General features: G+C 69.1%; 20 protein-coding genes and 3 pseudogenes. 10 read left to right on the top strand and 13 right to left on the bottom strand.

Annotated features, from left to right (window positions below; translation table 11 throughout):
* Positions 1-54: 54 nt before the first annotated feature.
* The 7 genes from ACIRDU_RS37035 to ACIRDU_RS37005 form a co-directional block, all read right to left on the bottom strand.
* Entirely contained in the window at positions 55-1,596 is a 1,542-nt protein-coding gene (locus ACIRDU_RS37035; RefSeq protein WP_403588353.1) for a glycoside hydrolase family 32 protein, read from the bottom strand.
* On the bottom strand, positions 1,593-2,636 hold the full coding sequence (locus tag ACIRDU_RS37030; protein WP_403588351.1) for an ATP-binding cassette domain-containing protein: 1,044 nt from the start codon (positions 2,634-2,636) through the stop codon (positions 1,593-1,595). Before ACIRDU_RS37030 ends, ACIRDU_RS37035 begins: the two co-directional genes overlap by 4 nt.
* Positions 2,633-3,586 carry an ABC transporter ATP-binding protein gene (locus tag ACIRDU_RS37025; protein WP_403588349.1) on the bottom strand — a complete coding sequence of 318 codons (954 nt, stop codon included), beginning with the start codon at positions 3,584-3,586 and terminating at the stop codon, positions 2,633-2,635. Before ACIRDU_RS37025 ends, ACIRDU_RS37030 begins: the two co-directional genes overlap by 4 nt.
* 3 nt (positions 3,587-3,589) lie before the next feature.
* Positions 3,590-4,510, bottom strand: a complete 921-nt coding sequence (locus ACIRDU_RS37020; RefSeq protein WP_403588347.1) for an ABC transporter permease — start codon at positions 4,508-4,510, stop codon at positions 3,590-3,592.
* A 14-nt stretch (positions 4,511-4,524) separates the two neighbouring features.
* Positions 4,525-5,502 (bottom strand): ABC transporter permease, encoded by a 978-nt coding sequence (locus tag ACIRDU_RS37015; RefSeq protein ID WP_403588345.1) that lies wholly within the window; start codon positions 5,500-5,502, stop codon positions 4,525-4,527.
* Between the two features lie 82 nt (positions 5,503-5,584).
* Positions 5,585-7,267 (bottom strand): ABC transporter substrate-binding protein, encoded by a 1,683-nt coding sequence (locus ACIRDU_RS37010; RefSeq protein WP_403588343.1) that lies wholly within the window; start codon positions 7,265-7,267, stop codon positions 5,585-5,587.
* A gap of 74 nt (positions 7,268-7,341) precedes the next feature.
* Positions 7,342-8,334, bottom strand: a complete 993-nt coding sequence (locus ACIRDU_RS37005; RefSeq protein WP_403588445.1) for a LacI family DNA-binding transcriptional regulator — start codon at positions 8,332-8,334, stop codon at positions 7,342-7,344.
* 239 nt (positions 8,335-8,573) lie between these two features.
* Here ACIRDU_RS37005 and ACIRDU_RS37000 point away from each other — a divergent pair, with 239 nt between their 5' ends.
* Positions 8,574-9,563: a carbohydrate kinase gene (locus ACIRDU_RS37000; RefSeq protein ID WP_403588341.1), complete on the top strand. Its 990-nt coding sequence runs from the start codon at positions 8,574-8,576 to the stop codon at positions 9,561-9,563.
* 677 nt (positions 9,564-10,240) lie between these two features.
* Here the strand turns inward: ACIRDU_RS37000 and ACIRDU_RS36995 are convergent.
* From ACIRDU_RS36995 to ACIRDU_RS36985, 3 genes are all read right to left on the bottom strand, one after another.
* Entirely contained in the window at positions 10,241-10,423 is a 183-nt protein-coding gene (locus ACIRDU_RS36995) for a hypothetical protein (protein ID WP_403588339.1), read from the bottom strand.
* A gap of 169 nt (positions 10,424-10,592) precedes the next feature.
* Positions 10,593-11,570 carry a CU044_5270 family protein gene (locus ACIRDU_RS36990; protein ID WP_403588337.1) on the bottom strand — a complete coding sequence of 326 codons (978 nt, stop codon included), beginning with the start codon at positions 11,568-11,570 and terminating at the stop codon, positions 10,593-10,595.
* Positions 11,567-12,163: an RNA polymerase sigma factor gene (locus tag ACIRDU_RS36985; protein ID WP_403588335.1), complete on the bottom strand. Its 597-nt coding sequence runs from the start codon at positions 12,161-12,163 to the stop codon at positions 11,567-11,569. The genes ACIRDU_RS36990 and ACIRDU_RS36985 overlap by 4 nt, the downstream gene beginning before the upstream one ends.
* A 394-nt stretch (positions 12,164-12,557) precedes the next feature.
* Here ACIRDU_RS36985 and ACIRDU_RS36980 point away from each other — a divergent pair, with 394 nt between their 5' ends.
* The gene (locus tag ACIRDU_RS36980) at positions 12,558-12,926 is read left to right on the top strand and encodes a hypothetical protein (RefSeq protein WP_403588333.1); all 369 of its coding nucleotides are present in this window, start codon (positions 12,558-12,560) and stop codon (positions 12,924-12,926) included.
* A 91-nt stretch (positions 12,927-13,017) separates the two neighbouring features.
* The gene (locus ACIRDU_RS36975; RefSeq protein ID WP_403588331.1) at positions 13,018-14,430 is read left to right on the top strand and encodes a cytochrome P450; all 1,413 of its coding nucleotides are present in this window, start codon (positions 13,018-13,020) and stop codon (positions 14,428-14,430) included.
* Between the two features lie 513 nt (positions 14,431-14,943).
* Here the strand turns inward: ACIRDU_RS36975 and ACIRDU_RS36970 are convergent.
* Positions 14,944-16,380 carry an FAD-dependent monooxygenase gene (locus tag ACIRDU_RS36970; protein WP_403588329.1) on the bottom strand — a complete coding sequence of 479 codons (1,437 nt, stop codon included), beginning with the start codon at positions 16,378-16,380 and terminating at the stop codon, positions 14,944-14,946.
* 169 nt (positions 16,381-16,549) lie between these two features.
* Between ACIRDU_RS36970 and ACIRDU_RS36965 the strand changes: the two genes are divergently transcribed.
* From ACIRDU_RS36965 to ACIRDU_RS36955, 3 genes and pseudogenes are all read left to right on the top strand, one after another.
* Complete coding sequence (locus ACIRDU_RS36965) at positions 16,550-17,149, top strand: TetR family transcriptional regulator (RefSeq protein ID WP_403588327.1); 600 nt, start codon at positions 16,550-16,552, stop codon at positions 17,147-17,149.
* 98 nt (positions 17,150-17,247) lie between these two features.
* Positions 17,248-17,451: pseudogene (locus ACIRDU_RS36960) on the top strand (transposase); the annotation flags it as partial.
* Positions 17,452-17,723: 272 nt separating this feature from the next.
* Positions 17,724-18,230, top strand: a pseudogene (locus ACIRDU_RS36955) (GNAT family N-acetyltransferase).
* An 865-nt stretch (positions 18,231-19,095) separates the two neighbouring features.
* Here ACIRDU_RS36955 and ACIRDU_RS36950 read toward each other — a convergent pair.
* The gene (locus ACIRDU_RS36950; RefSeq protein WP_403588325.1) at positions 19,096-19,239 is read right to left on the bottom strand and encodes a hypothetical protein; all 144 of its coding nucleotides are present in this window, start codon (positions 19,237-19,239) and stop codon (positions 19,096-19,098) included.
* A 437-nt stretch (positions 19,240-19,676) separates the two neighbouring features.
* Here ACIRDU_RS36950 and ACIRDU_RS36945 point away from each other — a divergent pair, with 437 nt between their 5' ends.
* A complete protein-coding gene (locus ACIRDU_RS36945) occupies positions 19,677-20,225 on the top strand; it encodes a GNAT family N-acetyltransferase (RefSeq protein ID WP_403588323.1) in 549 nt (182 codons plus the stop codon).
* A 23-nt stretch (positions 20,226-20,248) separates the two neighbouring features.
* On the opposite strand, the pseudogene ACIRDU_RS36940 reads toward ACIRDU_RS36945, so the two are convergent.
* Positions 20,249-20,455: pseudogene (locus ACIRDU_RS36940) on the bottom strand (IS982 family transposase); the annotation flags it as partial.
* Between the two features lie 328 nt (positions 20,456-20,783).
* Between ACIRDU_RS36940 and ACIRDU_RS36935 the strand changes: the two are divergent.
* The 3 genes from ACIRDU_RS36935 (at position 20,784) to ACIRDU_RS36925 (ending at position 23,288) form a co-directional block, all read left to right on the top strand.
* Positions 20,784-21,368, top strand: a complete 585-nt coding sequence (locus tag ACIRDU_RS36935) for a YrhB family protein (RefSeq protein ID WP_403588321.1) — start codon at positions 20,784-20,786, stop codon at positions 21,366-21,368.
* A 215-nt stretch (positions 21,369-21,583) separates the two neighbouring features.
* Entirely contained in the window at positions 21,584-22,594 is a 1,011-nt protein-coding gene (locus tag ACIRDU_RS36930; RefSeq protein WP_403588319.1) for a protein kinase family protein, read from the top strand.
* 244 nt (positions 22,595-22,838) lie between these two features.
* Complete coding sequence (locus tag ACIRDU_RS36925) at positions 22,839-23,288, top strand: hypothetical protein (RefSeq protein WP_403588317.1); 450 nt, start codon at positions 22,839-22,841, stop codon at positions 23,286-23,288.
* The last annotated feature ends 91 nt before the right edge of the window (positions 23,289-23,379 follow it).

Here is a 23,379-nt window from a genome sequence, read left to right as displayed (position 1 = left end):
GGCCACGGCCCGGGGCGACGTCCACCCCGCGGGCCGTGATCGTGGGTAAGCAGGTCACGGCCACAGCGGGCGGGGTCCGTCGGTGAACGCCGACGCCATCTGCCAGGCGTCGAACCGCTCCAGGGTCACGTCACCGTCGGCACCGATGCCGACGCCGACGGCCTCGTCGGGACGGGTGGGGTAGATGCGGGCGGTGAGGGGCCGCCCGTTGGCGAAGATCTCCAGTGCGGAGTGGTCGACGAGGACGCGCAGGTCGACCCGGCCGTCGGCCTCCAACGGCAACTCGCCGTACCGTGGTTCGTTGTCGACCGTCGGATCGAGGCTGCTGGTTTCGCGGTGCAGATGCAGGGTGCCGGTTCCGTCGTGCGCCCGGCTCACCTCCACGACGGTGCGTTCGGCGCCGTCCGGTGTCTCGCGGAGGACGAGGCGGGCGGACGCTCCCGGGGCGAGGTGCAGGGTCGTCTCGATGTCCAGTTGGTCTCCGCGCACGGTGTGCAGCCGGGTGTATGCGGTCTCCAGCGGTCCGGCGGGAATCTGTAGGTGTTCCCGCCGCAACAGCCGCAGTTCGGGCACCGGGGCCTGGTTCAGGCGGCCGTCCGCGCCGAGCGTGACGATCCTCGGCAGGGACATCACACCGCACCAGCCGGCCTCAGCGTTCGCCTCGTCCGTGCGGCCCTCCTGGAGCCAGCCGAACATGATGCGGCGGCCGTGCTCGTCGCGGGTGGACTGGGGGGCGTAGAAGTAGCGACCGCCGTAGTCGAGGCGGTTCAGGGCGGTCGGGGTGAAGGTGTCGCCCTGGTAGTGGCCGGTCCAGTACAGGGGGTGGTGGGTGGTGCCCTCGTCCCAGGCGGAGAAGACCAGCACCTCGGTGCTGCCGGCCTTCTCGTCCTCGCCGAGTCGGAAGAGGTCGACGCACTCCCACATCGTGCCGGTCCAGTCGAGCTCGCCCCGGTTCTGCGAGGCGTCGCCGGTCAGCAGCGGGCCGACGTAGCGCCAGTCGCGCAGGTCGTCCGACTCGTACAGGAAGGCCGTACCGCCGACACCCCGAATGCCCGAGCCGATCAGCTGCCGCCACACCGCGTCCTCACCGGAGCCCTCCCGCCACACGCAGTGGTCGCGGAAGGCCGTGATGTCGACGCCCTCGGGCGGAGCGGTGATGACCGGGTTGGACTGGTCCTTGGTCCAGTACCGAAGATCCGCTGATCCCCTTGCCACGCACGGGAGTTCACGGTCTCCGTGCCTGCCGGAGTAGACGAGTGTGGGCACTCCCCCGTCGTCTACGAGGACGCCGGACCAGCAGCCGTCGCGGTCGGGGCCGTCGGTGCCGGGGACGAGGGCGACCGGTTCGTCGGTCCAGTGGACGAGGTCGGTGCTGGTGGCGTGCCCCCAATGGATGCGGTCGTGGGCGGCGGCGAGCGGGTTGTACTGGTAGAAGAGGTGGTAGACGCCCCTCCAGTGAGTCAGGCCGTTGGGGTCGTTGAGCCAGCCACCGGGCGAGGTGAAGTGGAAGCGGGGGCGGTGGGGGTCGCGCAGGGCGCGTTCGGCCAGCCCCTCGGCGGTGGGTGTGCCGGAGGGGAGGGTGAGATCGTGGGTCATGCGGCGGGTATCTCCGCTTTCTCGGTGTCGTCGGTGGCCTCGCCGTCCGGCCGGTCGGTGGCCTTGAGGACGCGGCGGGCGATGTCGGAGGCGGGTGCGCGCAGGTGGCAGCGCACCCAGTGCGGTTGACCGTCGTTCTCGCCGACGATGTGGCGGACGGGCTCGGTGCGGCTGCACGTGCCGTCGTCGCCGTAGGGGCAGGACGTGGGGTTGAGGATCGCTTCGCGCAGGCGGGCGCGCTCAGCCGGGTCGTAGCTCCCGGCCCGTTCGGGGTCGGGTACGGCGGACAGCAGCAGGCGGGTGTAGGGGTGGGCGGGGGCGTCCATGACGGCCAGTGCGTCGCCGCCTTCGACGATTTCGCCGGCGAACATGACCATCGTGGTGTCCGCGAGGTAGCGGGCGGAGCCGAGGTCGTGGGTGATGTAGAGCATGGCGATGTCGCGCTCGTCACGCAGGCGCCGCATCAGGTTGAGCACGCCGACGCGCACGGAGACGTCCAGCATCGACGTCGGTTCGTCAGCGAGGATCAGCCGGGGTTCGACGGCGAGGGCGCGGGCGATGGCGACGCGCTGGCGCTGGCCGCCGGAGAGTTCGTGCGGGTAGGACTGGAGCATGTCCTCGGTCAGACCGACCGTCGCCATCAGCTCCCGCAGGGCCTCGGGTGTGGCGGGGTGGCCGTGCAGGACGAGAGCGCGGGTGAGGAAGTGCTCGATGCGGTGGACGGGGTTGAGCGAGCCGAAGGGGTCCTGGAAGACCATCTGGACCTTGCGGCGGTACGTCCGTGACGCCCGGCGCCGCTCGGTGCGCAGGACGTCCTCGCCGTCGAGCAGCACCTGTCCGGAGGTGGGCTGTTCGAGGCGGGCGAGGCAGCGGGCGATGGTGGACTTGCCGCTGCCGGACTCGCCGACCAGGGCGGTGATCCGGCCGGCCGGCAGGTCGAAGGAGACGTCGTTGACGGCGCGGACACGGCGCCGGGAGAAGACGGTGCCGACCTGGAAGTCCTTGGTCAGGCCGCGTACGGACAGCAGGGGTTCGGTCATCGGGGGCCTCCTTCCGGGCTGCGGGCCACCCAGCGGCCGGGTGCGACCTCGCGCAGGTCGGGGATGTTCATGGAGCAGTCCGAGCGGTTCTCGGGGCAGCGCAGGTGGAAGCCGCAGCTTTCGGCGGTGCGCGGGGCGTCGAAGAGGCCGGTGAGCTCTTGGCGCGGGCCGGTCAGCGGCGGGAAGGCGTTCATCAGCGCCGCGGTGTACGGGTGGAGGGGATCGGCGAACAGGTCTTTGGCGTCGGCGAGTTCGACGATCCGCCCGCCGTACATCACGCCCATGCGGTCCGACAGCTCGACCATCAGGGACATGTCGTGGGTGATGAAGAGGATGGAGAAGCCCAGCTCCCGCTGGAGGTCACGGATCTGCGCCATGATCTCCTGCTGCACGACCACGTCGAGCGCGGTGGTCGGCTCGTCCATGATCAGCAGCCGGGGTTTCAGGGCGACGGCCATGGCGATGACGACGCGCTGGCGCATACCGCCGGACAGCTGGTGCGGGTATGCCTTGAGGCGCCCGGGGTCGATGCCCACCAGCTCCAGCAGCTCGCCCGCCCGCTCCCGGGCGGCCCGCTTCTTCAGCTTCTCGTGGGTGGTGAAGATGTCGACGATCTGCTCGCCGATGGTCAGGACGGGGTTGAGGGAGTTCATCGCCGACTGGAAGACCATGGCGATCTGCCGCCACCGGAAGGCACGCAGCTCCCGCTCGTCCAGCGTAAGGACGTCGCGGCCCTGGAAGCGGATGCTGCCCGCGGTGATCTCCGCCGGAGGCTTCAGCAGCCGCATCACCGCGTTGGCGATGGTCGACTTGCCGCAGCCGGACTCCCCGGCGAGGCCGAAGACCTCTCCGGCGCCGATGGAGAAGGAGACGTCGTCGGCACCCACGACAGTGCGTCCGGCGCCGCGGTATTCGACGCGCAGGCCGCTCACCTCGAGTACGGGTTCCATGGCTCAGGCCCTCCTCTCACGCCGGGCACGGCGGCTGCGCAGCTTCGGGTTGGTGATCTCGTCGACCGCGTAGTTGACCAGCGCGAGCGCGAAGGCGACGAGCGCGATGCACATGCCGGAGGGGACGAAGGCCCACCACGCCCCGGTCATCAGTGCGCCGTCGTTGCTGGCCCAGTACAGGTTGGTGCCCCAGCTGACGACGCTGCTGTCGCCGAGGCCGAGGAACTCCAGGCCGGCCTGTGCGCCGATGCCGAAGATCACGCAGCCGAGCAGCGTGGTCATCACCACGGACGCCATGTTGGGCAGGATCTCGCGAAACATGATCCGCAGGGGTCGTTCTCCGGTGACGACGGCGGCGGCCACGAAGTCCTTGCCGCGGATCGACTTGGCCTGCGCCCGCAGCACCCGGGCCGAGCCGGCCCAGCCGGTGACGACGAGGACCAGGATCACGGTGGAGGTCCCGGGCGGCAGGAACGCGGCCAGGATGATGAGCAGCGGCAGCCCGGGCAGCAGCAGGAAGATGTTGGTGACCAGGGTCAGCGCGTCGTCCACGATGCGGCCGAGGTAGGCGGACGCGAGGCCGACGAGGATGGCGACCGCGGTCGCCGCGAGCCCCACGGTGAACCCGACGAACAGGGAGCTGCGCGCGCCCCACAGGGTGAGGGCGAGCACGTCCTGTCCCTTGGCGGTCGTCCCGAGCCAGTGCGCGGCCGAAGGGGCCTGGCTGCCCGTGGAGTTGATGAGGGACGGGTCGCCCGGCTCAAGGACGGGGGCGAGCAGGGCGAGCAGCGCGCAGAGAGCGAGCAGGATCAGCCCGGCAAGCGCCTTCTTGCTGTCGATGAGCTGGCGCAGCAGTCCGCGCCGGCGGGACGTGGGCGCGGTGGCGGTCGGCGTGGTGGCCGTCGCGATCTCGATGGCGGTCATGTCGGCAACCCCCTTCAGCGGACGCGGACGCGCGGGTCGAGGCGGACGTAGACGAGGTCGACGAGGAAGTTCGCGAGCAGCACCGCCGCCGTGATCGTCAGGAAGATGCCCTGCATCAGGGGGTAGTCCAGGCCCTGGACTGCCATCAGCAGCTGGTAGCCGATGCCGGGGTAGGCGAAGACGACCTCGGTGAGCAGGGCGCCGCCGACGACGAAGCCGAGCGCCATGCCGAAGTTGGTGACCGAGGGCAGCAGGGCGTTGCGTGCGGCGTAGCGGAACATGATCCGCGACGGGCTGAGCCCCTTCGCCTCGGCCATCGTGATGTAGTCCTCGGCCGCTGTGGCGATCATGGTGTTGCGCATGCCGAGCATCCAGCCACCGATGGAGACCAGCACGATGGTCAGCGCGGGCAGCACCAGATGGGTGGCGACGTTCGAGACGAACTCGCCGTTGAAGCCGGGTGTCAGTCCGACGTCGTAGGCGTGCCGCAGCGGGAACCAGCCCAGGCTCACGCCGAACAGGTACAGCGCGCCCATCGCCAGCCAGAAGTACGGGAAGGAACCGACGAAGATCAGCAGGGGCGGGAAGGCGGAGTCGAGGACGCCGCCGCGCCGCCAGGCGGCGACGATGCCGAGGAGATTGCCGAGGACTGCGGCGATGACGAGGGCGACACCGCCGAGCAGCAGGGTCCAGCCGATCTGCTGGCCGATCACGTCGGAGACCGGGGTCGGGAAGCGAGTGATGGAGATGCCGAGGTCGCCGGTGAAGACGCTCTTGACGTATGAGAGGTACTGCTCCCACAGGGGGCGGTGGTCCAGGCCGAAGAGTTTGCGCAGTTGGGCTATCTGGTCGGGCTGCATGGTGCCCTGGGCTTGAGCGAACATCCGGGAGACCGGGTCACCCGGCATCAAGCGCGGGAGAACGAAGTTCAGGGTGATGGAGGCCCAGAAGGCGAGCAGATAGAACCCCAGGTTACGCAGGATGAGACGCACGGGTCGTGCTCCTGTCGGTGGGGGCGAAGGGGTCGGTGGCGGGGCGGCCGTCCGGGGAGGAGGACGGCCGCCGGTCCGTGCGTCAGCCCTTGACGGGCTTGAGCGAGGTGAGCACGAGGATGGTGCTGCCGTTGCGGTTGCCGAGGGTCGCGTACGGGTTCTTCTCGGAGGGCCAGCCGGTGAAGCGGGCGTCCGTGTACGCGCCCCACTCGGGGCCGGTGAACAGCGGGACGATCGGCGCGTCCTTGTTGTACAGCTCCTGCAGGCCGTTCATCTGCTCGCGCTGCGTCTTGTCGTCGGTGGCGGCGGCGAAGGCGTCGATGAGCTTGTCGGCCTTCTTGTCGCCGAAGCGGTGGTAGTTCTCGGTGGCCTGCTGGCCCACCGGCTTGAGCATCTTCGTCGACATCACGCCGCGGTAGTACTCGTAGGGGGTGGCGCCGTTGTTGCTCCACACGATGCCGGTGTCGAAGGTGCCGGTGTTGTACGACGACTGGACGGCCGACCAGTCGGGCGTCTTCACGGTGGCGATGATGCCGACCTTCGCCAGGTCCTGCTTGATGATGTTGGCGACGGAGATCCAGTCGGAGGAGGCCGAGCCGACGGAGATGTCGAGCGTGAAGTTCTTGCCGTTCTTCAGCTTCCGCTTGCCGCCGCTCTCCTTGTAGCCGGCCGCGTCCAGGGCCTTGGCCGCCGCGTCACTGTTGTACTTCGTCCACGTGCAGGAGGCAGCCAGCGACGTGTCGCGCCACTTGTCGTAGGTGCGGGCCAGGCCCGTGCAGTCGGCGGGCTCGGCGTAGCCGTTCATCGCGACCTTGGTGATCTGGTCCCGGTCGACGGCCATGCTGAGCGCCTTGCGCACGGCCGGGTCGTTGAAGGGCGCCTTGGTGGTGTTCAGCTGCCAGTTGATCATGGCGCCGGTGGCCGGGAACCAGTAGTGGTTGTGCTTCTTGTCCTTGGCCACGAAGGACTTCTCGATGTCCGGGATGAACGACTGCGTCCAGTCCACCTCGCCGCTGGTGAAGGCGATGTTGGCACTGTCGTTGCCGGAGAAGGCGAGCATCTGGATGCCGGCGATCCGCTGCTTGGCCGGCTGCCAGTAGTCCGGGTTCTTGCCCAGCTGGTACGACTGGCTCTGGAACTTCTCGACCTTGGTGTACGGGCCGGTGCCGACCGGGTTCGGGTTGGTGAACTTCGCCGGGTCCTTCACCTTGGACCAGATGTGCTTCGGGACGATCCAGTGGCCGCTGATCTCGTAGAAGGCGGGCGAGAAAGGCTTGTTGAAGGAGAACTTCACCGTGTGCGCGTCGAGGGCGGTGACCTTGTCCAGGTAGTCGAAGCCGCCCAGCACCTTTTTCTGCAGCTGGAAGGTGTAGACGACGTCGTCGGCGGTGAGCGGCTTGCCGTCCGACCACTTCACACCGTCGCGCAGCGTGAAGGTGAGGGACTTGGCGTCCTTGGCCTGCTCCCACTTGGTGGCCAGCCACGGTGTGTCCTTGGCGTCCGACATGCTGTGCACGACCAGCGGCTCGTAGATCGCCTGCAGGGTCATGGGGGCGGGCTGCGGGGCGAGCGGGTTGAAGTTGCGCGTGAACGTCGCCAGGTCCTCGCGCGGGATGGTGAGCATCTGGTTGCCGGAGGTGTCCCCGGCGCCGGAGGCGCCAGAGCCACCCGTGCAGGCGGACAGGACCAGGGCCGCGGCGGCGGTCGCGGTGACCGCTCTCAGGACGGCCCGTGGCCGCCGTGAAGATATGCGGGAGGGTGCCATAATGGAGACTCTTTTCCTCTCTTCAACACACAGGGCGAAGACGGGATGGGATTCCTCGGCGGGCTGATTAGCGGTCAGACCGACGAGCGTTCGAGCAGCGGGCAGTCGACCGTCACCCGGTGGGTGTCGAGCGGCTGCCCCGCTGCGAGAGCGGCGAGCATGTCGATGCCCTTGGTGCCCATGGCCTCGAAGGGCAGGGCGAGCGTCGTCAGCTTCGGCCGCAGATAGGCGGCGATGAGTTCCTGGTTGTCGAACCCCACCACGGCCACGTCGTGCGGGATGCGCAGCCCACGTTCCTTGATCGCGTCGTACGCGCCCATCGCCATCCGGTCGTTGCCGCAGAACAGTGCGGTCGGCCGGTCGGCCACCGGACGGTCCAGCAGCGCGCAGGCGGCGTCGTAGGCGCCGTCGGCGGTGGCCCAGCCGGGGATGACGAGGGAGGGGTCGGGGGTGATCCCGGCCTCGCGCAGGGCACGTTCGTACCCCTCGCGCCTGCCGACGGCGGCCGGGATCGCCGGGTCGAGGTTGATGAACGCGATGCGGGTGTGCCCGGCGTCCAGGAGCCGGCGGGTCGCCCGGTATCCGCCCGATTCCTCGTCGGGCAGGATGCACGGCAGTTCCCCTGCCGCGTCGTAGCAGTTCACGAGCACGGTCGGCACTTCGCGGACGGCCTTGGGCAGCGTGACGGCCCGGTGCCAGGTCGTGGCATACAGCAGCCCTTCCACACGGTGCTCCAGCATCTGGTCGAGCGCGGCGGACTCCTGCGCGGGGTCGCCCTCACTCGCGGCGATCAGCAGGAACCTCCGGTCACCCCAGGCGCGGCTCTGCGCTCCCGTGATCACCTCGGCGGCGAAAGGGCCGGTCACGATCTCGGTGATCAGACCGAACCAACCGCTGCGCTTCGCGGCCAGCGCCCGCGCCCCGGCGTTGGGCCGGTAACCGAGCTCGTCGATCGCCTCCAGGATCCGCCGACGGGTCTCGTCGGGGATGGCGGCACCGGGCCGGTCGTTCAGGACGAAGGAGACCGTGGTCCGCGAGACACCCGCGTGGCGCGCCACATCGCTCATGGTCACGCGACTCGCCTTGTTCGTGGCCACTTCCAGTCCCTTTCGGCCGGACGGAGGCGAGACATCACCTCCGGTTTCGCGCTTTAATAACGCGCGTTAGTTCCGTGTTGCACGGAAGTTACGTCCGTCTTGAGTGGCATGTCAATACCTACGGCATGGGCTGCATCCGGCCACCGGACCGGGCCCCGGGCGCGGGGCAGAGCGGCCCCACACCTTCCTGAGAGAGGCAGACCGTCAGCATGGCCCGACCCCAGTCCCCCCGCGGTGTCACCGTCCTCGGGGAGTGCGTCGCCGACGCCTTCGTCGACCCCGCCGGATCCGGCGCCGGCGAACTCGCGCTGCGTGCCCTGCCCGGTGGCGGCCCCGCCAACACCGCCGTCGCCCTCGCCCGGCTCGGCACCCCCACCCGGTTTCTCGGGCGGTTCTCCAGCGATGCCTTCGGCGCGCTCTTCCGCGCCCGCCTCGCCGCATCAGGGGTCGACCTGACCGGCAGCGTGGCCGCCCCCGAGGCCAGCACGCTCGCGGTCGCCGACCTGGAGGAGACCGGTCAGGCCACCTACACCTTCTACGCCGACATCGCCGCCGACTGGCAGTGGACGGACGACGAGCTCGCCGCCACCCGCCAGGACGACGCGGCCTGCCTGCACACCGGCTCTCTGGCCCTCATACGCCAACCCGGCGGCAGGCACATCGAGGACCATCTCGCACAGACCCGCGAGCACGCCACCGTGTCCATCGACCCCAACGTCCGCCCGCTCCTCGTACCCCCCTCCGCCTACCGTGAACGGCTCCCCCACTGGTGCGCCCTCGCCGACATCCTCCGCCTCAGCGAGGACGACCTCGCACTCCTCCTCCCCGGCGCCGGCCCCGACCAGGCTTGCGACACCTGGCACGCCGCCGGCGTGCGCCTCGTCGTCATCACCCTCGGCGGGCGGGGTGCCGTCGCTTCCCTCGACGGCGTACGGGTCACCGTCCCGGCCCCAGCCGTCGACGCCGTCGACACCGTCGGCGCGGGGGACTCCTTCACCGCGGGCCTGCTGCACCGCCTCGCCAACCTCGGACCCCTCGGCGGCCGACTCGACGGACTGAGCCTCGAAGACGTCACCGACGCGTGTCATTTCGCCGCCCGTGTCGCTGCCCTGATCTGCTCCGTGGTCGGCGCAAACCCGCCCCGGGCGAACGAGGCGGCGCTGCAAACCGGCGTCGAACGGTTCCTGCCACACCCCTGAACGCGGCACGCGCTTTTCCCGCGTCAGCGGGGACATCGGCAAAGCCGACATCGGAGCACTGCTGATGTGGAAGCGGCTCAGAGCCGACACGCCCTGGGCCGCCGAACTCATGGCCCTCCCCGACGCCGACGTACGCCGCGCAACCGCCGCAGCCACCACCGCTGCCCGCGACACCTCCCTCAGCCGCAGCACGTCGGCACAAGCCGGCCGGGCAGCACTCGCTCCCCTGCCGGGCTTCCGCACCGGCGACGCCCTCGCCTCCGCCGTCCTCACAGCAGCCGCACCCGACCGCATGGCCATCTACGACTGCCGAGCCCACACCGCCCTCCACACCCTCGGCGTCCCCCCACGCACCCGGCCGCTACAGCCGCTACATCGAAACGGTCGACCAGCTCCTGGCCGCCGTCCCAGACCCCATCCGCAACTGGACCCCAAGCGACATGGACACCGCCCTGTACTGGCTCAACACCACCGCATAACAGCACTCAACGAACCTGAGCAGAACGCAAGAGAACTGACCACACCTGACCCCCACTCCATACACCTGACAAAACAGCAGCCCAGTACACACAACCCAAGCCCCCTGGCCCCGCATCACCGGCCAACCACAGCCCCGGCCTACAACCCCACCACCCAGCACCAAACTGATCAGCCCAGGCCAGCCCACCACCCACTGATCAGAAAAACCGCTCCTGGACAGGTGAAGCAGCGATCCTGCCGGGACGGGGCTGGTGCTCCGGCCTGTCCGGGGCGTCGACGGGGGTCTGCGCGGCGGCGGGGATGTCGGTCGGCTCGTTGGTGAGCTGGGTCTGGTTCGGCTTCGGGCGCAGCAGGGCGAGCAGGGCGTCGTTGACCGTCATCGGGTGGGAGGCGCCGGTGTGGTCTGGTCTTGGAGGCCTGCGCGGGCGTGGAGCGCGCGCTGGAGGCCCGGGCCGCGGACGCGGACGCGGATTCGGATGCGGCGGCCTGGAGTAGCCGGTAGGGCGGCGGGGGGGCGCCCGGTGTGCGCGGGGCGCCCCTTGGGGGTGCTCAGGGGCGGGCGCCGGGCTTGTTGACGACGCCCCAGGCGGCGCGGGCGCTGATCATTTTCCCGTCGTCCCGGGTCTGCGCGAGGTAGGCGTAGCTTTCGGGGTCGAAGAAGATCTCCTGCTTGCCCTGCCAGCCCGAGAGTGTCTTCTCGGCGTAGGTCACGCTCACGCCGATCGCCGCGCGGCCGAGCGGGTCCTTCACGCCGGTCGTCACGCGGGCGCCGGGGATCTTCGCGAGAGCGCGGAACAGGCCCGCCTGGACGTTCGGCGGGATCAGCACCGACCGGTACAGGACGTCGATCTCCCGCCAGTCGCGCTGGGCACGGGTCTCCCCCTTGACGGAGCCGATGGCGTGCTCTTGGCGGATGTGCTGCATCATGCGGTCAGGGTCGCTCGGCAGGGTGGTGAGGAAGCGGTAGAACTGGCGCTGGGAGCGGTCGTCGTAGCCCTCCTTCTTCCACTTGGCCTCCTGGTTGGGGCCGTACCAGACCTGGAGCTTGTCCGGGTCGAAGTCCGAGACGTCACCGGCCGGGGGGATGCCGGGCAGATTGGCGTGCCCGGTGCCGTCCCAGCGGGTCCACTCCTCGCTGCTTTGCGGCTTGCCCTGGACGAAGACGGTGCTCTTGTCGTACACCCACTGCTTCGGGCCGGGTTCGGTGCCGTCGTGCTTCTCGACACTCGTGGCGGCCAGTTCGAGGGCGTCGGCGGAGGCGCCTGCCGACAGCATCTGGGGGCCCTTCCTCGCGGAGGCGTGGGTGCTGTCCTGGGGGAGGGTCGTGACGATCCCGGCGATCACGGCGAGGGTCCCTGCGGTGGCGGCGCCGGCCAGGATCATCCGGCGCGCCGGGAGGGCGGCGCGCCCGCGACGGGTCTCGTGCCGGAGTGCCGCGGTGAGCCGGGCCCGCGGCGCGGTGAGCCGGTCGGCGTCGGGAAGGGGTGCGTCGGCGCGCAGGCCGCGGAATGCGGAGAGCTCGTTCATGCGGGGTCACCTTCGTGGATGCGAGCTTCGATGCGGGGGCCGCCGGCCGTGCCCGTAGCGGTGCGCAGCTTGCGGCGGGCGCGGTTGAGGCGGGAGCGGACGGTGCCGACGGGAATGCCGAGGGCTTCGGCGATCTCGTGATAGCCGAGGTCGGCCCAGGCGAACAGCAGCAGGACATGCCGGTCCCCCGCCGAGAGACGAGCCAGTGCCCCGGCCAGTGGGCGGGCGGCGGCCTCGGCGGCGAGACGGTCGTCGGCACAGTCGGTCCAGCTGTGGGCGACCGGGTCGTGGCCGGTGCGGGCGAGCAGCTTCAGCGCCTTCACCTCCTGTCGGCGGTGCCGGCCGATCTGCTTGGCGGCGATGCCGTACAGCCAGGGCCGCACCCCGGCACGGGCCGGGTCGAACCGGGCTCGTATCCGAAAGGCCGTCAGGAACGTCTCGGCGGTGACGTCATCGGCCGCGTCCCGGCCGAGCCGTCGGGCGACGTACTGGTGGATCGCCGGGGCGTGGCGGTCGAAGAGCGCTGCGAAACGCTCGGGTTCCTCAAGTGAGGCCGCGATGAGCTCGGCATCGCCGTCGGCCGGGTCGGTCATGGACAGTCCGTCCGTTGGTCGGGTCGGTGGGTGTCACGGTGGTGGGTGTTCACACCCTGTACTTGCCATCTCGCGGTGAACGGGTTCACGCCGCGACGGCCTGATGCGCTGCACGGCTTGCGCGGCCCCCGCAGTACAGCCGTAGGCGCGGCCTTTCGACCGCGGCCTCCTCCTGCCCCCCTTGTGCATGGCCGCCATCATGAGCCGGACCGGGGCGACCATCCGACCGCCGGGCGGGGCAATCATGAGCCGGACCGGGCAGCCGGGGTCCAACTCACGCAACGCCGTGGGGCACGACGGCCGTGCAGGACGCCGGGGCCCGCCCCCCTTCACCCCATCCCGCACTGGTATGTCACGGGGCAAGCCGCTACGAGGAGTTAGCGCCTCCGTATGAGTGGTCCAGCGGGGCCCCAACAGCGAGATGGTCGGCCGCTACCAGCCGCGGCTGTTGCTGCGCATCGGCCTGGCCGCGATGCTGGCCGCCTCCACTGCGGCGCTGCTGGTCAGTCTCGCCGGCCAGCTCAACCGCGTCCTCGCCCTCGGGCTCGCCGGGACCGCCTTCCTCGGTGTCGGCCAGGTCTTCGGCACCGCCTCGGTAGCGGCCAGGTCTTCGGCACCGCCACGACGCTCGCCATCGAGCGGGTCCCGCACGCGGCCGGAACCGGCTCGGCCGTACTCGGAGCCCTGCAGAGCGTCCTGGGCGGCTGTTGCCTCACCGCTTGCCGGCCCAGGCGGCGAGGACGACGGGTGGGCCGGTGTGTGACGCACGGATCGTTGTCTCGGTGCATCGAGAGAAGCTGTGATGGGCATGCATTTCGGGGTTTGATCCCTCTTCCACGAGGAGTGAGTGCGTGATGAGCGCCCCCACCACGGCACCCGTCCCCACCCCCACGGCCCCCGGCGGACTGCCGCTGATCGGGCACGGACTCCGCCTCGTCCGCGACCCCCTGCCGTTCATCACCTCGCTGCGCGAATACGGCAGGGTGGTGCGCATCCGCATCGGCCCCACACCCGCCTATGTGGTCACGGACCCCGCACTGACCCGCCAGCTCCTGGTGACCGACGCCGCCCACTTCCCCAAGGGCGGCAGGTATTACGATGCGCTGCGGGTCTTCCTCGGTGATGGAGTCGCGACCGTCGCCGACGGCGACACTCATCTGCGCAACCGCCGTCTGATGCAGCCCATGTTCAGCAGGGCGCATATCGCCGAGCGGGGCAACGCCATGATCGATCAGGTGCGGACGATGGTCGGTGCCTGGCCCGCGGCCGAGTCGCGCGACATGTTCGCCGGCATGAACGAGATCACCCTGGCTACGTTCCTCGTCGCTGTGTTCGGCACGGACCTGCCCGCACACCTGGAGGGCGAGTTCACCGCCCTCATGCCCGAGATCATGAAAGGGACGATCCGGCAGGTCATTCTTCCGCCCTGGATCACGCGGCTGGCGCTGCCCGCCAACCGCGCGCACGCCGACCGTGTCGTCCGCCTGCGCGCCCTCATCGACCAGGCCATCGACCATCACATCGACGTCACCGCACCCGGATCCGCTTCGGCGGGGGGTGCCTCCGGCGCCGAGGCATGCCCGCATGCGTCCGGGTCTCGCCGCGAGCAGAGGGGTCTGTTCGAGACCCTGCTCGGTGTTGAAGACCAACTCGGCCGCCGGCAACTCCAGGACGAGGCCATCACCCTCCTGGCCGGCGCGATCGAGACCACCGGCACCACACTCGCCTGGGCGCTGTACGAGATCGCCGGCCATCCCGCCGTCGAACGACGTCTTCGCGAGGAACTGGTCTCGGTGTGCGGGAACCGGCCGCTGCGCTACGACGACATCGGCCAACTCCCCTACGCCCGACGGGTTCTGCAGGAGGCCATCAGAAAATACGGACCGTCCTGGATGGTGACGCGGACCGCCGCCCGCGACATCGTCCTGGGCGGACACCTCATACCCGAGGGCGCCGATGTCGTGTGGAGTCCCTATCTGCACCAGCACGACTCCGCCTGTTTCCCCGACCCGGACACCTTCGATCCGGACCGTTGGGAGGCAGACCGCGTCGCGGCCACCCGAGGGTCCTTTCTCGCCTTCGGCGACGGCCGCCGCAAGTGCATCGGAGAGAACTTCGCGTGGGTTGAGATGCACATCCCCCTCGCGACCGTCCTGCAAATTTGGCCCCGGTTCAAGGTGACCTCCCGTCCACCGCGTGCCCAGGCCGTCATCACAGTGAAACCCGACGCCTTGGCCATGGAGTTCCATTCGGACTCGGCCGGCTGACGGGTCGGTCGAGCAGCCCGCATGCGCGGGGCGGCCCTCCGTGTGCCAACGCCGGGCAGCGGCCGTGTGCCCGCAGGTCGGCGAAGTCGTCGCACGCCCGGAAGCTGGGCGTCGACCCGGCCGAACCAGCGTCGAGGAGTGTGGCGCGGACTCCGCCCCCCGTCCGAAGTGTGTCGAGGGGGGCGGTGGGGGGTGGTGGGGGGTGGTGGTGGAGGCGGGCAGGCTGCCGGGGACGACTGGGCAGGGGCGATGACGCGGGCGCGGTCGGCGGCCTGCGCGCGCCGCCCAGCAGGCGCTGGACGGTGGCGGGCGGGAGCCGGTCGGCATGCCGATCGCTGGGCACGCCGTAGTCGTGCAAGACCTGCGCCGGACGCGGCCCAAGCCACGGAGCGCCCCGATCAGCAGGCCGACGGCACCGGCAGCTCTGGTGTTGGCCGGCATCCAGTCGCGGCGGTGCCGGCCGTGCTCCCTCCTCCGGAGCTTGCACGTCCTCGCGCCGTTCCCCAACCCCCATTACCCGGCCAGCGCCTTCTCGATCGCCGCCGCGTCCGCAGCCTCCGCCGCCCAGGCCACGTATCCGTCGGGCCGTACCAGGACGATCGTCCGGCGGTCGCCCGCCCAGCGCTCCACGGTCAGCCACCCCTCACGGACACCGGGGCCTTCGTACGTCCCGGGCGTGATCAGCACGAACCGGCCGCCGCGCAGCGCCTCGTAGAGCCGGCCGTCCTTCAGGGCGACGTCGGGGACGCGGGTGCCGGTGAGGCGGTGGGCGCCGCGGGGGGCGGGGTAGGCGTAGCCGATCCCGGTGATCTGCCCCAGGGCCTTGCGCTGGACGGGCGGGGCCATGTCGACGAACGCGGAGACGAGGGCGCGGGCGGCACGCAGCAGCGGATTCCGCGCGCGGGCCAGCCGGACCAGTCCGCCACTGCTGCGCAGCACCATCCTGCCGACAGGGTGGCGCTCGGCCTCGTAGCTGTCGAGGAGCCCTTCGGGCGCCCGGCCCCGGATGGCCGCGGCGAGCTTCCAGCTCAGGTTGGCGGCGTCCTGGAGGCCGGTGTTCATGCCCTGCCCGCCGGCCGGGGAGTGGATGTGCGCGGCGTCCCCGGCGAGGAAGACCCGCCCGACCCGGTAGTGCGGTGCCTGGCGCTCGTCACTGTGGAAACGGGAGAGCCAGCGGGCGTCGTGCATGCCGTAGTCGGTGCCCAGGGCACGGCGGGTGATCTCCTTGACCTCGTCGAGGTCGAGCGGGGCGTCGTCGTAGACCTCGTTGCGGCGGTTCCAGCCCATGACCCGGTACCAGCCGTCGCCGAAGGAGGCGATCATCGCGAAGGCGTCGCCGCGGCCGTTGACGGTGAGGACACCCTCGGGCTTCTCGGCCAGCCGGACATCGGCCAGAATCAGCGACTTGATGACAGATACACCGGGGAAGTCCAGGCCGATCGCCTCCCGCACGGCGCTCCGGTGACCGTCGGCGCCGACGACATAGGCCGCCCGGCGGGTGACGACCGCCCCGTCCGCGCCGCGCACGTCGAGGTCGACCCCCTCGTCGTCCTGCCGCAGCCCCACGACCTCGCTCTCGTACGCGAACTCGACCCCGGCCTCCCGGGCCCGCCGCTCCAGAAGCCGCTCGACCTCGTACTGCGGGGTGATGAGCAGGAACGGGAAGCGCGACGGCAGGGTGCTCAGGTCGAGGGAGAGGCGGCGGAAGAGCCGCAGGCCGGTGATGGTGTCGCCGGTGGTGAGGAGTTCGTCGGCGAGGCCGCGGGCGTCGAGGTGCTCCAGGGTGCGTGCGTGCACGCCGAAGGCGCGGGAGAGGTTGCTGATCTTGCGTGGCCGCTTCTCGACGAGTGTCACGGTGACGCCGGCTGTGGCGAGGTCACCGGCGAGGAGGAGGCCGGTGGGGCCGGAGCCGACGACGATCACGGTGTGGTGGGTGGCGGTGCCGTGCATGGTGGCCTCCTGTTGCCAACGCCTGCTTGTCATCGCCCATCGCCAACGAATGTTGGCCAACGCTCGTTGACGAAAATAGTGAGGCGCCGAGAAGGATGTCAACGGCTGTTGGCAAACAATCGTTGGCGAACACTTGTTGACCTACACTCGTTGGCCTACGTTTGTTGGCATGAACGGCAGCGACAGCACCCCCATGGTTCCCGGCTCCGGCGCCCCCCGCCGCTCCGACGCCACTCGCGGCGCGATCCTCGCGGCGGCCCGCGAGCGCTTCGCGACCGACGGCTATGAGCGAGCCACCATCCGCGCCATCGCCAAGGACGCGAACATCGATCCGTCGATGGTGATGCGGTACTACGGCAACAAAGAGGGCCTCTTCGCGGCGGCCGTCGCCATCGACCTGCGGCTGCCGGACGTGAGCGGGGCAGACCGCCGGCAGGACGCGGGGCGGATCCTCGTCGAGCACTTCCTCGACATGTGGGAGAACAACGAGGTCCTCACCGCCCTGCTGCGGGTCGGCGTGACCAACCAGGCCGGGGCGGAGCGCATGCAGGGCATCCTGCGGGACCAGCTGCTGCCGGTCGCCCGGCAGGTGTGCCCCGACCCCGAGCAGGTTTCGGCACGGGCGGCACTCATGGCGTCGCAGCTGCTGGGGCTGGCGCTCACGCGGTACGTGCTGCGGATGCAGCCGGCGGTGGGGCTGGCCCGGGCGGAGATCGTGGCATGGCTGGCACCGACGATCCAGCGGTACCTGACCGCGCCGAGTCCCTGAGGCTTGCCGAGCACTCGTATCCGCCGGGACCACGGGACCGGTAGGGCGCGAGAAAAGGGGGCTCCGACACCTGTCTTCCGCCGGTCGACCGGCGGAAGACAGGCAGCAAACTCCACCTGATCTGCGACGGACGCGGCACTCCGCTCAAGGTCATCACGACCGCGGCGAATGTCAACGACGTCACCCAGACCCTCGCCCTGGTCGACGGCATCCCGCCCGTCGCCGGCCGCCCCGACCGGCCACGCAAGGACGCCAACTCCAGCCCCTACACGCCCAGACCGCAGCAGAACGCTCGTTTCTGATCGTCATCCATGCGGAAGGCGCGCGGCTTCCCTCGTGCTCAAGGAACCCCAGGAGGGCCCCGTGCCGCCCCCGCCCGGCACCTCGAAGCCGCCGGACGGGAGCCAACGGCCACTCCCTCGGGTCGGCCCCGGCAGCCGCTCCCCCAAGCGTCCAACCTCGCCGGGCCGGTGAAGTTCTGCGGGCAGAACCTCGCTGGGTGAGGGGCCGGGTGACCGCCGCGTACTGTGACCTCCCGGTGAACACCGCACGTGGGTGCGATATGTTGCCCGCCATGACCGAGCCCGGACCCGTCGCCTGGCCACCTGCCCCGATCAGGACCGAACAGCTCGTGCTCCGCCAGTCCGAAGCCGCGGACCGTCCCGCGTTCATCGAACTGTTCGCCTCGTTTGAAAAGCGCACCTACCTCGGTGGCCCTCACTCGCGCGATGAACTCGAACGCACGGTGTCCTAGCTGCCCGGGCGCCGCCCGGGCGTCTTCGTGGTCGCTTTGGACGGAGCAATGATCGGCAGCATCACGCTCCTCGACCGGCGCGACGCCACACGTCCGGGACACGTCCGCCCCGAGCCCGGGGGAGCCGAGCTCGGCTACATGTTCCTACCGCAGGCGTGGAGATGGGGGTACGCCGGCGAGGCGTGCGCAGCACTCGGCTGGTTCGCCGGCGCGCTCCCCGGCGAACCGGTGGTGCTGTGCACCCAGACCGCCAACCACTGCTCGATGCGCCTCGCGGCAAGCGTCTCGGCGACGATCACCGGGCAGAACAGCCGCGCGGGCAGCTGACCTTGCGTCAGGCCCACGGCTTGAAATGCGCCGTCTACCAGGAGGCTCCCGGGCATCCAGTCAGTGCCCTTGACCATCACCTGGAGGACGTCGGTCTCCGCGAACGCGGCGAGTTCCTTGACCATGTTCCGGTACAGGGTGGCGAGGTCGAGATAGCCGCCGTCCGCGGGCGTGATCGTGGCCGTGTAGGGGCCGTGGTGCAAGCAGACCGCTGCCACCCTGGCGAGGCCACGGTCGGCCCACTCCACTCGGGTGCGCTGTGCGTACTTCTCCGCCCATCCGCAGGAGCGCGGGCAGGGCACCCGCAGGTGCGGCACTCCGGTGGAGGGCGCCAGCCACATGCCGGCGGCTTCCAGGCGGGGCAGGACCCGTAACCCCGTTTCCCGGAACAGGGAAGTCTGCTGCTGTTGTGAGAAGGTTTCCACGCCGTACGGCCCGGCCAGCCGCTCTGACAGAGCGTCGAAGAGGGGTTGGTAGAGGGTTTCGACGAGGTGAGCGATGCCGTCCGTACCGAGGGCTTGGGCGTTGGCCCCCTGGTAGCGGTGCTCCGATACGGGTCGGTGACCAGCTCGTGCGGCGCGTTGTCCAGTGCCGAGAACCGGACCTCCACGGGCAAGCCGTGACGTTCGCGGGAGGCGGAACCGGCCGCGGGGCCGGGCGCTTCAGGGGATCAGCGGTCTGTTCAGCCAGCGACCAGGGCGGCCGCTGCGATCCATCCCTTGTGCCCAGGACTGATCCAGTAGGGGCCCGGCGCCTGGGTCGCATGCGAGAGGCGCACGCCGGGGCTTGCTGGCATCGGGAGTGCGCTCCTGCCGTGTGTGAAGGCCTGCGCCCGGTCGTGGCACCGGGGCGGACATGCTGCTGGTTATCCGACGACCGCGAGGACGGCGATCAGGAGCAGGGCGAGAGCGGCGAGGATGATGTCGACCGCGCGGGCCAGGCGCTCGAACTTGCCGAGGGCGATGAGGGACAGCGCCTGAACGCGGACAGCTCGGGTGTCCTGCCGCATCGCATTGTGCAGGTATTCCTTGCTCAGTTACGCCCAGCGAGGAAAGCCCTACCGCACGACACGGCCCTCCCCTCGAGGTTGGGACGCACGACCAGGAGCATCAGCACGGCCGAGGCCGCGAGGGTCAGGACGGCGCAACCGCCGACAAGCTGGGCGGGCCGCGGTAAGTCCTTGTCCGGCAAAGACCGCGCCGTTGAACGACAGGAGCAGCGAGGCCTTGTCGTCGGTGCGGCTGGAAACGCGTGGGTTCCCGGATTCCTGCGGGTCGGGCCTGCCGATCTCGGACGAGAGTCCCGCCTTGGGAGTCAGGTGGGGGGTTCCTCGATGCTGTTGTGCAGATTGGCTGCCCACGCTGATCAGGACTCGACGAAAGTGGGGCTCCGGGCTGGGTCTTCTCCTTCGGATCACCCTCACGGGGGTGCGATAGGTTGCCCGCCATGACTGAGCTCGGATCCGTCGCCTGGCCGCGTGCTCCGATAAGGACCGAACGGCTCATGCTCCGCGGGTCCGAGGCCCGGGACCGTGCGGCGTTCATCGAGCTGTTCGCCTCGCCAGAGGTGCGCACCTACCTCGGTGGCCCTCGCCCGCGTGATGAGCTCGAACGCGCGGTGCCCGAGGTACCCGGGCGGCGCCCTGGCCTTTTTGTGGTCACTCTCGACGGGGCGATGATCGGCACGGTCACGCTCGATCGGCGTGACGCGGAGCGTCCGGGTCACGTCCGTCCGAATGCCGGGGACGCCGAGCTCGGCTACATGTTCCTGCCGGAAGCGTGGGGCTGCGGGTACGCCGCCGAGGCGTGCGCAGCGGCACTCGACTGGTTCGCCGACGCGCTCCCCGGCGAGCCGGTGGTGCTCTGCACTCAGATCGCCAACACCCGCTCGATGCGCCTCGCGGCAAAGCTGGGTTTCACCGAGGTGGCGCGGTTCGAGGAGTGGGGCGCCGAGCAGTGGTTCGGCGTGTGGTGCCCGGTCACACCGTTCGGTTGAACTAGATGATCTATTTCAAGGGGTCAGTGATCGTAGGCGATGAGTGAGCGTAGGACGGTTTGTCCGGTGGCGTCGTTGTGCCAGATCAAGGCGGTCAGCGCGAGGATGCGTTGCATGACGTGGGCTATGACACTTCCGGGTGTGCGCCCTCGGTGCCGTTCGAGGTCAGGCTGCCCCTTGAAGGTCTCGTTGATCGATTCGATGACCTGTCGCAGCGGCTTGGACAGCGATAGCGCGGACCGTGGCGTTGGTGAGGGTGCGCGGCAGGGTGAACAGGGGAAGCTGCCCCCACACCTGCGGCTCCAGTACCGCCGCACCGGCCGGCTCTTCGCACTGCTGATTCAGCGTGCGCTTCTATTTGGCGTTCACCCCACGCCCGCCACTCTCACCGTGCAGAGGTGGGCCTCGTGTGGCATCGCGGGCACACCCCGCGTGCTACTGGCGCAGAGCACTTGTTCCGTTGCTGTCGTATTCCTGGGCAAGGACGTCAGGAAGCTGCTCCTACGGGCCGCGGGGAAATGACTGGATGGACCCGGGTCCGTGCGGAATGCTGCAGGCGTGATCGAACGAGAAGCCGCAGTTCGGGCCGTCCAGGAACAACTGGAGCGCGACTATCAAAGGTGGCGTGCTGGGGGTGCAGAGGCACTGCGCATGGCTGTGGTGGACGTCGAGGAGCATGAATTGGTGTGGATCGTCTACTGGACGTCCGAGAGGTTCGTGCGCACTCGGGATCCGGAGTTCATGCTGGCAGGCAACGGGCCGTACCTGGTCGACCGTGTCGACGGGGGACTGCATCAGGTCGGCGTCGTCTCCGCGGTGACCGGGGAGTGGGAGGCTGACTACCGGGCTCGGATACGTGGGCTGCCGGTGCGTACTGCAGTGGACGATCTACACGATGTGCTCCGCGGAGTCGCCGCTACGCGCGGACGGATGCATGCCGTGCGGACACTGCGCCAAAGGCTGCCTGTGCTCTCGGCAGCGGAGGCCATCGAGTACGTGAACGCGTTGCTGGAGGGTGATGCACCCGCCCGCCTCGTGGCCGTCGCCACCAAGGAACTCGTGGAGCCTCTCAACCCGGTACTTGCGGTGACGACCGTTCTGAGCGGGGCGACAACCCGAACCGGTCAGAGACCCAAGGGATGAGCGACCGCCTTGGTAGCGCGTTCGAGGCTGTGGCCCTGGCAGGGGGGCACGCGAGTGCGGGCGCTGAACCGTGGCAACCAGCGCCGTCCGTCGATTCCGCTGATCTCCACATCGACCTGCACCTACAGTGCAGAGGCAGCAGCTGGTGAACACTCGCGGACAGGGCGAAAACGAGGTTCGGCGTTTCGATGCAGGTAGCAGTCGAGCATCTCGACATGTCGGAAGAAGCGCGCTTGGCTGCCTACAGCGCTGTTTCCACCTCACTAGCCCTGCGAAGTGATCACCGACTGGCCGAGCTTGTGGACGCCACCGTGCCGCTCGGCTCCGGTATCGGCGGCAAGTCCGCGCTGATGGAGGTCGACGGAAAGCCGGTCTTCGTGAAACGGGTGCCGCTCACGGACATGGAGCGGCTGCCGGAGCACGTACGGTCCACGGCCAACCTGTTCGAGCTGCCCAGCTACTGCCAATACGGCGTCGGTGGGCCCAGTTTCGGTGCGTGGCGGGAGCTCGCTGTTCACACCATGACGACGAACTGGGTGCTCGGAAGGCAGTACCAGGGGTTTCCGGTGATGTACCACTGGCGCGTGCTGCCGGACACAACCGCTCTTCCGGAAGAACTCGCGGACGTGGAGCGGGCCGTGGTCTACTGGGGAGGTCGACCCGAGGTACGCCGTCGTATCGAGGCCCTTCAGCAGTCCTCTGCGAGCCTCGTGCTGTTCCTGGAGTACATCCCTCAGACGCTCCACGAGTGGCTCACCAAGCAGGTGCAGGCTGATGACGAATCTGCCGACCGGGCTCTCTCCCTGGTTGAGTACGAACTGGAAGCCGGCACGTCCTTCATGAACGCTCGCGGGCTCCTGCACTTCAACGCCCATTTTCAGAACATCCTGACCGACGGCCGACGCCTCTACTTCACGGACTATGGCCTCGCCCTCTCCTCCCGATTCGATCTGTCACCGTCCGAAACACAGTTCTTCGAACTGCACCGGACCTACGATCGCTGCTACACGGTCAGCTGGCTGGTGAAGTGGCTGATCACTGCTCTATACGGATACGAGCGGAACGAACGCGTGGCGCTCATTCACGCATGTGCCGATGGGAAGAAACCGCCGGACGGATCGCCAAAGGCCAGGGCGTTCCTCTCCCGCCATGCACCGCTCGCCGCAGTGCTGACGGACTTCTACCTCAAGATTCAGGAGGAGAGCAGGGAGAGCCCGACCCTTTGAAGGCGCTCCGCCGGGTCCTCGAAGCGGACAGGTCACGTCCTAGTTGAGCAGGCCTCAGAAGACGTATCTCGACCGATCTTGGCGCGGATCGAACGGAGTTCCTGGACAGTGATCTTCCGGTGGTACGCGCATGAAGGCAGGGTGAGTGTCCGTTTGTGGTCGTTGCGATATGAATCGAGAGAGCTTTCAGTTCAGGACGGGGGCTAGCCTGACGGTCCTGCTCGCTCGATGGTGAGGAGAGTAAGTGCCCACTCTCATCAATGCAGTTGATGTCCGCCCGCGCGTGTACTACAGGACCATCCAGATCGGCCCCATCCTCTTCGAAGAAGCGCCGGCGGAGGACGACATAGTTCAGATCCCCGGGGAAGGCTGGAGTCTTACCTCCAGCGACAACGATTTTTACCCTTTGGTGCGTTTGGAGGTGTGGGACGGGCCCGCTCCTCAGCCATCAGGCTCTTGGGAGTACGAACGGGCTTTTTATTCTCCGATGGCAGATCGCCTCGCGGTGGTCGACTTGAATGGCGTCTGCTACGGCGAGATTCAGCTGCAGCCGGGGTGCTATCACCTGCGTTTGCTCTGTCGAGGGCGGGATCATGTCGAGGCCCTGCTGGCACTCGATCCCTTCCCTCCTGAAGGGCCGCACGAGGATCCTCTTGAGGTATGGGTTGTCCAGATTTGGCCTAATGCTGACTAACTGATCATTTCAGAATGAGGTTCGGAGTCGTCTCAAGCAGATGATGCTGCAGGCGAGTTGGAGCAGTCCGAGGTGGAGGTCGGCTCGTATC

This window comes from Streptomyces sp. NPDC093598 (genome assembly GCF_044764825.1).
GTDB lineage: Bacteria > Actinomycetota > Actinomycetes > Streptomycetales > Streptomycetaceae > Streptomyces.
Note: the sequence above shows the minus strand (reverse complement) of the source record. Positions and strands in the feature narration are given on the sequence as shown.